Source organism: Streptomyces tauricus (assembly GCF_014650955.1).
Lineage (GTDB): Bacteria > Actinomycetota > Actinomycetes > Streptomycetales > Streptomycetaceae > Streptomyces > Streptomyces tauricus.
Genome location: NZ_BMVY01000022.1, coordinates 92,618 through 105,666, shown reverse-complemented (window position 1 = coordinate 105,666; position 13,049 = coordinate 92,618). Strand labels below are relative to the sequence as shown.

Genomic DNA, 13,049 nt, shown 5'->3' with positions numbered 1-13,049 from the left:
CATAAGGAATAAATAAGAGCAGACTGGACTCAAGCGGCGTCTATCGCGTTCCGCCCGCACAGCAGAGACAAAGCGCGCAGCAGAGACAAAGGAGTCGAGTCATGGCCAACGTCTCGAACACCAGAGGTGACATCACCCGTCACCCCGATGTGCCCGAGATGCGGGATCGCTATGCCCGCATGCTCGGTGGTCGCGATGTGGCGCTCGTGGACGGACCGGTGTTCCTGCTCGGTCTGTACTGCGCCGCTTCCCCGTGGATTCTCCACTACACGACGAGCCAGCCCGCCATGGTGACGCACAACCTCATCATGGGCATCGCCATCGGCCTGCTGGCTCTCGGGTTCACCGTCAACCCGGCCCGGATGTACGGCCTGAGCTGGGCCATGTGCGCCATCGGCGTGTGGATGATCGTCTCGCCGTGGATCGTGGGCAGCAGCCCCGACGCGGGTGTCGTGCTCAACAACATCATCATCGGCGTCCTGGCCGTGGTGATGGGGTTCCTGTGCGCGGCCGCCTCGGCGAAGAGCACGCCACAGACGTAGCAGGACCCATAGCCGTAGCAGGACCCACAGAGGCAGCAGGGCCCCGCACGGACGACTCCGAGAGGACAGATCTTCGCTGAGAGGACGGATGCCGAGAGGACGGACGAGGACGGTCGGCCGGTCCGCGCGCCAGGCGCCGCGGACCGGCCGACGCACGGCCTCGGCCCGGCCCCGCGGTCAGTGCTCGGGTACCAGCCACGGCTCCTGCGGCAGCGGCTTCCCGGTCTCCAGGAGCGACTTCAGGTTGGCCAGGACGGCCGGCCAGCCGAGGGAGATCTGCTGCAGCGCGGTCTCGTCGGCCAGGTCCTCGTGGGTGACGGTGAGCCGGACGATGTCGCCGTGCGGCCTGATGTCGTAGGTGACCCTCGAGTGCTTGTCCTCCTGCCCCTCCTCCTCGGGCGAGGCCCAGGTGGTGACCAGGCGGGTGGGCGGCTCGCTCTCCACGACGGTGCCGACCACGTCGGCGACGCCGGTTCCGTCCGTGCGCCGGTGCTCCCAACGGGAGCCCGGGCGCCAGTCCTCGGAGACGTTGCTGTGGGCCCAGTAGAGGGCGGTCAGATCGGCGTCGGTGAGCGCTTCCCAGACCCTCTCCGGCGTGCTGGCGATGTAGGTGACGTACACGAATGTCGGCTTGTCGGTCATGTCTTCCTCGGCTCGTCGCTTGAGTGCGCTCAGCGCGCGAAGGCGCGGACGCTCGAACTTGTCGATCCACCGCTCCTGGATCTCGTGGAGCGGTACGGGATTGAGGTAGTGCAGCTTTTCCCGTCCCCGCCGCACCGTGCTGACGAGGTTGGCCGCCTCCAGTACGGACAGGTGCTGGGTCACCGACTGGCGGGTCATGTCGATGTGCTCGCAGAGCTCCCCCAGCGTCTGACCGCTGTGTTCGTGCAGCCTGTCGAGCAGCCGTCTGCGTGTCCCGTCGGCCAGCGCCTTGAAGACCTGGTCGGTCGCCGCGTCCCTGGCCGGGCCGGGCTCGTTCACTGCCTCTGTTCCTTCATCCGATCGCACACTCAACGTTATGCAGGCGATTGCCTGCATGTCAATCGGCGAAGACTGGAAGAGGTACCGGACGAAGGAGCCCCGGGGGTCGAATTCGCCGACGCACACTGGGGCAACCCTCTCCTCGACGGTCTGCCGCTCCTGTGCTTCTTCCTCAACCATCCGGTGCGCGCGAGCGCCACACGCGCCTGAGCCGACGCGTGGCGGGAGCGGGTTTCGGACAGTGATCCGGCCCATGCCCCGGCCGTCACGGCCGTCACCGAACCGCTCGCGCCCCCGCCGCCCGCGGTACGTCACCAGGGGTTCCCGGACGGCGTCGAACCGTCGGGAAAGGCCTACCACCAGGGCGATTCCGCGTCCGCGAGCCGTGCGGCGGTACGCCGTGCGAGCGCTCCCTGCCAGGGCCTCGCCGGCCCGGGGCGCACCCTCGCGGAGTGAGCGTGCGGCACGCGCCCTTGGCCGCCCGCCCGCGCGCGGGGCAGGATCACCCCATGGACAGTCCGCTGACACTCGACGCCCCGTCGTACCTACGGCTCGAAGGAGAGGGAGTTCACCTGCGCGAATGGTCCGGGGACGACCTGGACGCGCTGATCGCACTGTACGACGACCCCGAGATGGCCCGCTGGACGCCGGTGGCCTCGCCGTTCGACCCGCCCGCCGCGCGGATCTACCTCGCCGAGGCACAGGAGGCCCGGGCGCAGGGACGCAAGGTGCAGCTCGCGATCACCACGGACGGCGGCCTGCCGCGGGGCGAGGTCCTGCTGTTCCGCAGCAAGGCCGACGAGCGGGACGCCGAGATCGCGTACGGAGTCGGCGCCGCCCACCGCGGCCTGGGCCTGGCCTCCCGGGCCGTCCGGCTGCTCTCCTCCTACGCCCTGCGGCACATGGGAGCCCGCCGCGTGGTGCTGTGCATCGAGGAGGCCAACACGGCCAGTGCCGCCGTCGCCCGGCGCGCCGGTTTCGTCCGCACCGACGAGGAACCCCCCCTGCGGATGTCACGAGGACGCGAGATCGCCCTGCGGACATGGTGTCTCACCAGCGCTCCTTGAGAGCCCGCGAATGGCAGGCTGCTCACATGGGACATGCGGAGGTTCTGCTCATCGGCGGCCGGGCCGGGGTCGGGAAGTCGACGGTCGGCTGGGAGGTGTCGGCGCGGCTGCGCAGGGCCGGGGTCGCGCACGCCGTCATCGAGGGCGACTTCATGGGGCAGGTGCATCCGGCACCGGAGGACGACCCGCACCGGGCCCGCATCACGGAGCGCAATCTGGCGGCGGTGTGGGGGAACTTCGCCGAGCTGGGCCACCATCGGCTGATCTACACGAACACCGTGTGCGTGCTGGCCGAGGCGGCGGGGATGTTCGAGCGGGCGATCGGCGAGGACGTACGGCTCGTGCGGGTGCTCCTGACCGCCGGCGACGCCACCGCGGCCAAGCGCCTCAAGGGACGCGAGATCGGCTCGGAACTGGAGCAGGAGCTGCGGGGCAGCGCGATGAAGGCGCGGCTGCTGGAGGAACGGGTGCCCGCCGACACCGTGCGCGTGGTCACGGACGACCGCGGGGTGATGGACATCGCGCGTGACGTACTGGGGGTCACGGGCTGGGTTCCCGACGGCGACCGCTGAGCCGGAGGAGCCGTGGCCGGTGAGCCGGGAAACGGCTCGGACTGCACTCCGCTCCAGGGGGCACTCCTATGCGTAAGGAGTACGAAGAAGAGGGGCGAAGAGGGGCTGAGATGGAGATCTCGGGAATCATCAGTGCCGTCGTGATCGGCATTGTCATCGGCGTGCTGGGCCGGCTCGTGGTTCCCGGCCGTCAGCGCATCGGCATCCTGTGGACGATCGCGGTGGGCATCGTGGCCGCACTCATCGGTTCGGTGCTCGCGAACGCGCTGGACGTGGGCGACACCGACGGGGTGGACTGGATCGAGTGGCTGATCCAGATCGGGCTCGCGGCGCTCGGTGTCGCGGCGCTGGACCGTTCGAAGGCACGCCGCCGCTGACGAGAACGGCCCGCTGCGGCACACCGTACGCCGCCTGCGGAGCTGCGCGCCGCACACCGTTCGGCGCGACACCGTAGGAGGAGTTGTCACAGGACGTCTCCGTCATGACCGGCGCCCCGCGGGCTTCCCGCGGCAGACGCCCGGCGTGGCGGAGACGTCCTGTCCTCCGACCGCCCTCCGAGGCGGAGACCTCCTGCGAGGCGTAGACGTCCCGCCCCCCAAAGGCTCCGCGACATCGTCGCGTGACCGTGCGTACCGGTTCCGGGCCCGCCGGCACGTCTTCCCCTCCGCGTCGGCGGGCCCACGGCCTCGACCGTGCGCCCGGCGCGGGAGAGACGTGGCAGCGCGGGAGGCCGATCCCGGGACGGTACGTGCCCATCTCCCGCAGCATGCCACGGCCCCCTTCCCGCCGCCCGGGGCCGACCGGCCCTCACCGAAGGCTGTTCGGCCCCCTCTTGACGTGGGGTCAGGGCGCCGCGTGGACATACGGGACGGTCGTGGTGAGCGGGGCGAAACCCAGCCGCCGCAGAATGGGACGGCTCTGGTCGGAGGCGTCGACCTGGAGGTAGGGGTAACCGCGGTCGACGGCGACACGGGCGCGGTGGGCGATCAGGGCGCGGTAGATGCCACGGCCCCGCCAGGCCTCGACGGTGCCGCCGCCCCACAGACCGGCGAACTGTGTACCGGGGACGAGTTCCATCCGGGCCGAGCTGACCGGGACGCCGTCGGCGACGGCCACGACCGCGACGAGCGTGTCCGGGGCCTCGTCGAGCTGGGCGAGCAGCTGGTGGCGCAGCCCGGTGCCGGGGGTTCCGAAGGCCTGCTCGTGGACGTCGGCCATGAGGCCGACCCCGGCGGCGTCGGTGACGGGCCGCAGCTCGACGCCCGGCGGCGGCCCAGCGTCGAGGTCCAGTTCTCCGGCCTCGATGACCATCAGGGTTTCCGCCGGTTCGGGGGTGAATCCGGCGGCCAGCAGGCGCTGCCCCAGATCATGCGGCCGGTCGTGCCCGTACAGTTTCCACTCGAACTCGCGGCCGAGCCGCGCGAAGTAGCGGCACTGCTCGGCGATCGCCGCGTCCGCGTCGGACTCCGTGAGGTCCGACCAGAGCACTCCGTTCCAGCCCTGTTCCGATCCCACGTGCCGGACCACCCCGCCGACGCGCTCCACGACGGAGTCGGGGCCGAAGGGCCGCGCGTGCTCACGCATCTCCCGGTCGAACAGTGCCAGTACCGCTGTGTGATCCATCCGGCCACTCCAGCATCCGTTGCCCGGCTCGGCAACGGAGTTTCGGGGCCGCTCGCCCCGAGCGTCAGAGGAGCGTCGGCTGCAGGGCTCCCTCATGCGTGAGCAGCCGGACCTTGCGCTCGACGCCACCGGCGTAGCCGCGCATGGATCCGTCCGCGCCGATGACGCGGTGGCACGGGCGGACGACGAGCAGCGGGTTCGCGCCGATCGCCGCGCCCAGGGCCTGGATCCGCTCGCGGGGCAGCCCGATCCGCTCGGCGAGCGCGCCGTACGTGGTCGACGTGCCGTACGGAATCTCCTTCAGGGCGTCCCACACACGCCGCTGGAAATCCGTGCCGGTCGGGGTGAACTCGATCTCGAACCGGGTGAGTTCACCGGCGAAGTAAGCGGTCAGTTGTCGTTCGACGTCGGTGAAACGGCCCGGGTCGCACTGCCAATCAGCCCTCGGGGTCGGGGCGTTGCGCTGTCCCGGCATGGACAGCGACGTCAGTGTCGTCGCACCGTCCGGGGTCGGTTCACCGACCAGTAGCAGTTCGCCCAGCGGGCTGTCGATCGTCGTCCACACGGTCATGGTCGCCTCCCTTTCCACTTCCCATGGTGGGCGGGCGCGCTCGCTGACGCTGGCGGGATTCGGACGTGGAGACTTACGCCTTGCCTTCACACTGATGTGAGTGTTCCAGCCTGGGCCGATGACGACCGCCCCTGTCTCCGGTGGCACCGGCACGCCCGCCGCCACCGCGCCCCGGCTGCCGCTCTCCGGGCTGCTCGCGCTGTCCACGGCCGCCTTCACCGCCGTACTGACGGAACTGCTCCCGGCTGGCCTGCTGCCCCGGATGGCCCCGGATCTCGGCGTCTCCGAGGCGCGGGTGGGCTTCCTGGTCACCGGGTACGCCCTCGCGTCGTTCCTCGCCGCGATCCCGCTCACGGCCGCGCTGCGGGGGCTGCCCCGGCGCCCCGTGCTCATCGGCGCGCTCCTCGGCTTCGCGGCGGCCAACACCGTCACCGCCCTGTCCTCCTCGTACGGGCTGACGTTCGCGGCGCGGCTGACGGCCGGGGTCATGGGCGGCACGCTCTGGGCCATGCTCGTCGGGTACGCGGCCCGGATGGTGCCCGCGGAGCGGCGCGGCCGGGCCATCGCGATCGTGCTGGCGGGCATCACGCTCGCCCTCTGCCTGGGCCTTCCCGCGGGCACGGCGCTGGCCGGCGCGCTCGGCTGGCGTGCCGCGTTCGCCGCGCCCGCGGTGTCGGCCGTCCTGCTCGTGGTGTGGATACGGCGCCGGGTGCCGGGCTTTCCCGGCGAACCGCCCGGCGAACGCGTGCCGTTGGTACGCGTCGCCGCGCTGCCCGGCATCGGCACGGTGCTGTCCGTCACGCTGACGCTGCTCGTCGGCCATCAGGTGATGTACCCGTACGTCGCGCCCTTCGCCGAGGACGCCGGTTTCGGCCGGACGGGGCTGGTGCTGCTGGTGTTCGGTGGCGCGACCGTCGCCGGGATCTGGCTCACCGGCGTCCTGGTCGACCGGCGGCTGCGGCAGACCCTGCTGGGAGCGCTCGCCCTGCTCGCGGCGGCGATGCTCGCGCTGGGCGCCTGGGCCGGGCAGGCCGCCGTCCTGCTGACCGCGGTCGCCCTGTGGGGTGTGGCGTTCGGCGGTGCGCCGACGCTGATCCAGACCGCCCTGGTCGACGCCTCCGGCACCGCGAACGCCGACGTGGCCACCTCGCTCCAGACCACCGTCCACAACGCGGGCATCGCGGCCGGTTCCCTCACCGGCGGTCTGGTCCTGGAGAGTTCGGGCCCCGGAGCCCTGCCCTGGACGACGCTCGTGCTGGTCACGGTGGCCCTCGCGACCGTCGCCACGGGCCGCCGCCGCGCCTTTCCCCCGGAACGCCGGGACACCAGAACGCTGGAACACCGGGAGGCCCCTCGGACGTACGAGCGAACGCGGGGTGCGACTGAGCCGTAGGTGAGGGGGCAGGCGGGAGAGATCGGCTCACCGCCACCGAGGCCAGGAGATGTGGTGTCGCACGATCTGTCAGCCCCCGCGCCGCCGACCGCGCCACGGGAACGCCCCACCGCGGCCCCGGCGAAGTCGGCGCCCGCGTCCGCACCCGCGTCCTCATCCTCATCCTCGTCCTCGTCCGCGCGCAGGGATCCGTACTTCGACAACGCGAAGTACTTCACCATCGTGCTGGTGGCCTGTGGCCACGCCTGGGAACCCCTGACCCACGGCAGCCGCGTCGCGACCGCCGCGTATCTGACGGTCTACGCCTTCCACATGCCCGCGTTCGCCCTCGTGTCCGGCTACTTCTCGCGGAGTTTCGACATGGCGCCGGGCCGGGTGCGGCGGCTCCTGACGAGCGTCGTCGTGCCGTATCTGGTCTTCGAGACCGCGTACACGCTGTTCTACCGGTGGGCGCGGCACGACCCCGGCTACCCGCTGAGCCTGCTGGACCCCTGGTACGTGATGTGGTTCCTGCTCGCGCTCTTCATCTGGCGGATCACCACGCCGATCTGGCTGACACTCCGTCACCCGGTGCCCGTGGCGCTGGCATTGGCCGTGCTGGCCGCCGTGTCACCGGATCTGGGCGGGGACATCTCCATCCAGCGGGTGCTGGGATTCCTGCCGTTCTTCGTGCTCGGTCTGACACTGCGCGCCGAGCACTTCGAACGGCTGCGGACCTGGCGCGTACGGCTGTTCGCGCTGCCGGTGGGAGCCGCGGCGCTGGTCACGGCGTACCTGGTGGCGCCCTGGTTCAGCGCGGGGTGGCTCTACCACCGGGGCAGTGTCACGGGCCAGGGCGCGCCGAACTGGGTGGGGCTGTTCAGCACCCCGGCGCTGTTCTGCCTCGCCCTGGTCCTGACGGCCTGCTTCCTGTCCTGGGTGCCCTGGCGGCACCTGTGGTGCACGGCGCTGGGCGCGGGCACGATGTACGGCTATCTGCTGCACGGTTTCGTCATCAAGGCGTCCCGCTTCTGGGACTGGTACGACCATCCCTGGCTGCACACCGCGCTCGGCGAACTGGCCGTCACCGCGGCGGCCGTGGGCCTCATCACCGCGCTGTGCTCCGCCCCGGTCCGCACGGTCTTCCGGTTCGCCGTCGAGCCGCGCATGGAGTGGATGTTCAGCCGCCGCGACGAGGTCCCGCCGGGCCTGACCACCTCGGGCCCGACCACCTCGGGCCGGGGCTAGCCGAGTTCCAGCGTCGTGACCCCGTACACGCGGTCCGTGGCGTACGGCCGGACCGGACCCGTGTACATACGGGCCGTCTCGAACGACGGGGTGAGGCCGTGCTCCTCGGCCAGGGCGACGGCCGCCGTGTGCGTCTCGGGGATGTCGATGGAGACCGGTCCGCCCTCGGCCTCGCCGATCAGTGCGGCGAACAGGGCTCGGGCGTCGTCCGGGGTGTCCGCGAACAGCGGGCCGATGCGCGGGGGACCGGCGGTGGGCCGGATCACGCCGTAGCCGGTGAGCCGCCCGTCGACGATCCGGACCAGGGAGCGATGCCCCGTGGCGCCGAGCCAGCTCTCCACGAACCGCGGCCGGTCGGCGGGGTGACAGCCGCTGTCGTACGCGACGACCGCCATGAGGTCGCTCGCCTCGGCACGGCGGACGCCGGGGGCGGTGGCGGGGGCCGCGACCGGTGTGGGGACTCCGCCGAATCGGAAGGTCTTGTAGGCGAGTTCGAATCCCGACTTCCGGTAGTTGCCCTGCTGGGCGACCACCCCGTCGAGTCCGACGGTCCGTCCGCCCGCGTGGGCCAGGGCCGTTCTCCAGGTGGTGATTCCGTAGCCGCGACCGCGCTGGTCCGGCCGGACGAGATAGCAGCCGAGAAAGGCGTAATCGGCGCCGTGGTTGACGACGGAGATCGCCGAGACCGGCTCGCCGTCGATCCGGCCGAGGAAGAAGCCCTCCGGGTCCTGGGCGAAGAAGCACAGCCCGTCCGACACTCCCGGATCCCATCCCTCGGCCGCCGCCCATGCCCTGATCAACGGCCAGTCGTCGAGCGAGGCCCGGGTGACGACGAGACCTTCGGGGCTCGGAGAGATCATCGATGCGCTCCGTTCGGGGGGCGTGGGTTCGCGGGGAGGCGGGCGTCATTGCGAGGGCGGGGAGCGGGCGGACGCGGTCCTTCGGCGTCACACGCTCGCACACGGAAGGCCCCACCGGTCGCGGTGACCGGTGGGGCCTTCCCTTCAAAGGTGTCGCTCGGCCGGAAATCGACGCGTCGCTCGCGTGCGACACCGAGTCGGCGCGCCTGCTCCGGCGCGCCGGCGGTTTCGGGTCAGCTCCCGTTCCCGCGCGCCGACCGCCGCTGTACGGCGGCGGGCCGGAAGCGGCGGTGCAGCGCGGCCCCGCCCAGCAGCAGCGCGGCGCTCGCGGCGACCGTCGGACCCATCAGGTCCGTACCGGTCCGGGCGAGGGCGGCCTGGGGGACCGCCTGCGGCAGGATCTGCGGCCCCTCGGCCTCCACCGGGTCGGCGGGGTCGTCGGGCTCGGCCGGTTCGGCCGGGTCCACGGGCGGCTCCGACGGCTGGGCCGGCTTCGGGCCGGACGGCTTCTCCGGGAGCTGCGGCCCCTCCCCCGAGGTGTTCGTGGATTCGTTGCCGACGGCGGGGTTGCCGATGCCGACCACGCTCACCGAGTTGCCGGAGACGTTCACGGGGAGCTGGACCGGGAGGTGCACGCCGTTGCCGGAGATCAGGCCAGGGGAGTCCGTCTCGGCGCCCTCGGCCACCGCGCCCGCGGAGCCGTCGTGGCCGCTTCCCTTGCCGTCGCCGCCCCCGTTGGCGCAGCTGTTGCCCGCCGCGGGATTGAGGAGGCCGACCACGTTCACGGTGTTCCCGCACGCGTTCACCGGCACGTCCACCGGGAGTTGAATGGTGTTGCCGGAGATCACCCCGGGTGAGTGGGCCGTGCCGCCGTCGGCCGCGGAGTCCGCGTACACCGGCATGGTCACGGCCACGGCGCCGGAGGCGGCGGCCACGATGATCAAACCACTTCGGGCAACCCGTTTCATAGGTTCCCTGCCTTCCAGGACATGGTCGCGAGCAGGCGCCCGCACCGTTTAAACGCGGGCAAACCACGCAGGTTATGGCTCATCCGGCAAACACCCCCCTTCGAGCGGACGGCGAACGAGCGGCGGCGGAAGGGGCGGCGGCCGAGCGAGCGGCTGGGCGGGAAGCTGCCGGGGACCGTGCGCGCGGCTGTGCGGGAGAGGGCGGCGCAGGATAAGGCCTGGTCCGCCGCCCCGCTCGCCGAGAGGCGTGGCCGCGGGTGCCCCCTTATCGTGATCGAGGGGGAAATCCCGGCCGCGGGCCGGGGCGTCCCGGGAGGCCTGATGCTGTCGACGCGCCAACGCCGAGCCTTCGCCTGCGCCATGACGCTGGCCCTGCTGGGAGCAGGGCTGCCGTCGGTGGCCGCCGCTGCCGACGACCGACCCGACCTGTCCCGCTTCCACGACCAGTCGATCAAGTGGTCGGCCTGTCCGGGCGACGGACTGCCCGACGGCCTGCAGTGCGGGAAGGTGACCGTCCCCGTCGACTACGCGAAACCCACCGAAGGGACGCTCGACCTGGCCATGGCGAGGTTCCGGGCGACCGGCGAGTCCAGAGGCTCGGTGCTGCTGAACTTCGGCGGCCCCGGCGGTCCGGGGGTCGGTGAACTCGCCGACGGCGGTGAGGACTTCATGGGGCTTACGAACGGCTACGACGTGGTGACCTTCGATCCGCGCGGCGTCGGCCGGAGCTCCCCGGTCAGCTGCGGCGAGGGCACGGACGACTCGGCGGAGGCCACCGACCCCGGCCAGGACGCGGAAGCGGAAGCAGAGGCGGAGTCGGAGGCACAGGCGGACGAGAGCGACGATCCGCGGGCCGCTCTCGAAGTGCTGCGCAAGCTCGCCGCGGACTGCGCCGAGCACTCCGGGCCGGTACTGCCGCACATCGGCACGGTCGACGCCGCGCGCGACCTCGACGTGATGCGCGCCGCCCTCGGCGACAAGAAGCTCAACTACCTCGGCTTCTCGTACGGAACGCGACTGGGCGCGGTGTACGCGGCCCAGTTCCCCGACAAGACCGGCCGTATGGTCCTCGACGGCGTGGACACCCTCACCGAACCGTTGAGCGAGCAGGGCATCACCGGCGCCCAGGGCCAGCAGACCGCCCTGGAGGACTTCCTCGACTGGTGCACCGAGGACATCAACTGCGCCTTCGGGCAGGACTCGCGCTCGGCCCGGGAGGAGGTGCTCCGGCTCATCGGCTCGCTGGACGAGGCGCCGGTGCCCGCGGACTTCGGTATGCCCTTCTCCGGCCAGGACCTGGTGGGCGCCATAGGACAGGCCCTCTACAGCAAGGAGCTGTGGCCGGCCCTCTCACAGGCGCTCACCGCACTGGTCCAGGACGGGGACACGCGGGGCATCATGAGCTTCTACGTCGGCGGCAGCTCGCTCCCCCACCGGGACGGCGGTCTCGTCGACGAGGGCGAGATCCCGCTCGACAACCTCCCGGCCGCGCTCATGGCCATCAACTGCGCCGACGACCCCGACCGGCCCACCGCCGACCAGGTCGTCGGGGACCTCGACAGGCTGCGCGCCCGGTACGAGCAGGCGTCCCCGGTCTTCGGCCGGTACCGGCTCGCCCAGGCCCTGATGTGCTACGGACGCCCCAAGGGCACCTCGTACATCCGCGAAGAGGTGCGGGACGTCGACACCCCGAAGATGCTCCTCGTCGGCACCCGGGGCGACCCCGCCACGCCGTACCGCTGGACCACGGAGACCGCGGACCGGCTCGGCCCGTCGGCCGTCGTCCTCGACAACAAGGGCGAGGGCCACACCGGTTACTCCTCCTCGAAGTGCGTCCACCGGAAGGTCGACGACTTCCTGCTGTACGGGCAGCTGCCGGCCGACGGCAGTTCGTGCGGCTCGGAGGACTGAGCCCCGCACGACGACGTACGACGGCGTACGACGGCGTACGACGAGGGGCGACGGGAGTGCGCGGCACGTTCAGAAGTCGACCGGGTCGCGCACGATCGGGCACGTCATGCAGTGCCCGCCGCCCCTCCCCCGCCCCAGTTCGGCGCCGACGATGGTGATGACCTCGACGCCCGCCTCGCGCAGCAGGGTGTTGGTCTGGGTGTTGCGGTCGTACGTGAACACCACGCCGGGCTCCAGCGCCACGGCGTTGTTGCCGCTGTCCCACTGCTGGCGTTCGGAGGCGTAGACGTCACCGCCCGTCTCCACGACCCGCAGGGCGGGGAGCCCGAGGGCCTGCGCGACGACGTCCACGAAGGGGCGGGAGCCCTCGTCGGTCAGTTCGACGCCGGGTGCCTTGTCGGCGGGCCGCAGGGAGAAGGTGTGGACCCTGTCCATGATGGTCGGGTACAGGGTCACCAGGTCCCGGTCGGCGAAGGTGAACACGGTGTCGAGGTGCATCGCGGCACGCAGTCTGGGCATGCCCGCGATGATCACGTGCTCGGCGGCTCCCTTGGCGAACAGGGCGGCCGCGACCTGGGTGATCGCCTGGCGGGAGGTGCGCTCGCTCATGCCCATGAGGACCACGCCGTTGCCGACGGGCATGATGTCGCCGCCCTCGAACGTGGCCTGCCCCCAGTCGAGTTCGGGATCCCCCCACCACACCGCGGAGCCCCGGTAGTCCGGGTGGAAGGTGTAGATCGCCTTCATGAGCAGCGTCTCGTCGTGGCGGGCGGGCCAGTACAGCGGGTTGAGCGTGAGCCCGCCGTAGAGCCAGCAGGTCGTGTCCCGGGTGTAGAGGGTGTTCGGCAGCGGCGGCATCAAGTACTCGCGTACGCCGGTCGATTCGCGGGCGAGGGACACGTAACCGTCGCGGAACTCGTCGGGCAGGTCGACCGTGGCCAGGCCGCCGATCAGGTACTCGGCGAGTCTGCGGGGTTCGAGGGACTCCAGGAAGGCGCGGGTGTCGTCGATGAGTCCGAGGCCGACCTCGTTCGCGGTGATCTTGCGGTCGAGCAGCCAGGCACGGGCATCGGGGTCGGCCATGGTCTGTGCGAGCAGGTCGTGCAGTTCGACGACGTCGACGCCGCGTTCGCGCATCGTGTCGACGAAGTCGGCGTGGTCGCGCTGGGCGTTCTCCACCCACATCACGTCGTCGAAGAGCAGGTCGTCGGAGTTGGTGGGGGTGAGTCTGCGGTGGGCGAGGCCGGGTGCGCAGACCAGTACCTTGCGCAGTCTGCCCACCTCGGAGTGAACGCCGTACGCGGGCCGGGCCGGGGTGTCCTGTGGGGTCACGG

At 71.5% G+C, this 13,049-nt stretch carries 13 protein-coding genes; 7 read left to right on the top strand and 6 right to left on the bottom strand.

All coding sequences use genetic code 11. The features are described from left to right. Positions 1-101 precede the first annotated feature (101 nt). Positions 102-542 (top strand): SPW repeat protein, encoded by a 441-nt coding sequence (locus IE278_RS27905; RefSeq protein WP_189776033.1) that lies wholly within the window; start codon positions 102-104, stop codon positions 540-542. Positions 543-719: 177 nt separating this feature from the next. On the opposite strand, the gene IE278_RS27900 is transcribed toward IE278_RS27905, so the two are convergent. Beyond that, positions 720-1,523, bottom strand: a complete 804-nt coding sequence (locus IE278_RS27900) for an ArsR/SmtB family transcription factor (protein WP_246570749.1) — start codon at positions 1,521-1,523, stop codon at positions 720-722. Positions 1,524-2,032: 509 nt separating this feature from the next. Here IE278_RS27900 and IE278_RS27895 point away from each other — a divergent pair. The 3 genes from IE278_RS27895 to IE278_RS27885 all read left to right on the top strand — a co-directional run bounded on the left by IE278_RS27895 (position 2,033) and on the right by IE278_RS27885 (position 3,539). Then, positions 2,033-2,590 (top strand): GNAT family N-acetyltransferase, encoded by a 558-nt coding sequence (locus tag IE278_RS27895; RefSeq protein WP_189776031.1) that lies wholly within the window; start codon positions 2,033-2,035, stop codon positions 2,588-2,590. 26 nt (positions 2,591-2,616) lie between these two features. Then, positions 2,617-3,162, top strand: coding sequence for a nucleoside/nucleotide kinase family protein (locus IE278_RS27890; protein WP_189776030.1), 546 nt, complete (start codon positions 2,617-2,619; stop codon positions 3,160-3,162). Between the two features lie 110 nt (positions 3,163-3,272). Further along, positions 3,273-3,539: a GlsB/YeaQ/YmgE family stress response membrane protein gene (locus IE278_RS27885; RefSeq protein WP_189776029.1), complete on the top strand. Its 267-nt coding sequence runs from the start codon at positions 3,273-3,275 to the stop codon at positions 3,537-3,539. Between the two features lie 466 nt (positions 3,540-4,005). On the opposite strand, the gene IE278_RS27880 is transcribed toward IE278_RS27885, so the two are convergent. Both IE278_RS27880 and IE278_RS27875 read right to left on the bottom strand, forming a co-directional pair. Then, the gene (locus IE278_RS27880; RefSeq protein WP_189776028.1) at positions 4,006-4,785 is read right to left on the bottom strand and encodes a GNAT family N-acetyltransferase; all 780 of its coding nucleotides are present in this window, start codon (positions 4,783-4,785) and stop codon (positions 4,006-4,008) included. Between the two features lie 64 nt (positions 4,786-4,849). After that, positions 4,850-5,356 carry a methylated-DNA--[protein]-cysteine S-methyltransferase gene (locus IE278_RS27875; RefSeq protein WP_189776027.1) on the bottom strand — a complete coding sequence of 169 codons (507 nt, stop codon included), beginning with the start codon at positions 5,354-5,356 and terminating at the stop codon, positions 4,850-4,852. A 118-nt stretch (positions 5,357-5,474) separates the two neighbouring features. On the opposite strand from IE278_RS27875, the gene IE278_RS27870 reads away from it, so the two are divergent. Both IE278_RS27870 and IE278_RS27865 read left to right on the top strand, forming a co-directional pair. Beyond that, entirely contained in the window at positions 5,475-6,749 is a 1,275-nt protein-coding gene (locus tag IE278_RS27870) for an MFS transporter (RefSeq protein WP_189776026.1), read from the top strand. Between the two features lie 54 nt (positions 6,750-6,803). Further along, positions 6,804-7,976 carry an acyltransferase family protein gene (locus IE278_RS27865; RefSeq protein ID WP_246570747.1) on the top strand — a complete coding sequence of 391 codons (1,173 nt, stop codon included), beginning with the start codon at positions 6,804-6,806 and terminating at the stop codon, positions 7,974-7,976. Here IE278_RS27865 and IE278_RS27860 read toward each other — a convergent pair. Next, positions 7,973-8,836, bottom strand: coding sequence for a GNAT family N-acetyltransferase (locus tag IE278_RS27860; protein WP_189776025.1), 864 nt, complete (start codon positions 8,834-8,836; stop codon positions 7,973-7,975). The two genes, IE278_RS27865 and IE278_RS27860, sit on opposite strands and share 4 nt — an antisense overlap. Positions 8,837-9,069: 233 nt before the next feature. Next, entirely contained in the window at positions 9,070-9,804 is a 735-nt protein-coding gene (locus tag IE278_RS27855; protein WP_189776024.1) for a chaplin, read from the bottom strand. A gap of 321 nt (positions 9,805-10,125) precedes the next feature. On the opposite strand from IE278_RS27855, the gene IE278_RS27850 reads away from it, so the two are divergent. Further along, on the top strand, positions 10,126-11,715 hold the full coding sequence (locus IE278_RS27850; RefSeq protein WP_189776023.1) for an alpha/beta hydrolase: 1,590 nt from the start codon (positions 10,126-10,128) through the stop codon (positions 11,713-11,715). Positions 11,716-11,784: 69 nt separating this feature from the next. On the opposite strand, the gene IE278_RS27845 is transcribed toward IE278_RS27850, so the two are convergent. Further along, on the bottom strand, positions 11,785-13,047 hold the full coding sequence (locus IE278_RS27845) for an arginine deiminase (RefSeq protein WP_189776022.1): 1,263 nt from the start codon (positions 13,045-13,047) through the stop codon (positions 11,785-11,787). Positions 13,048-13,049 lie beyond the last annotated feature (2 nt).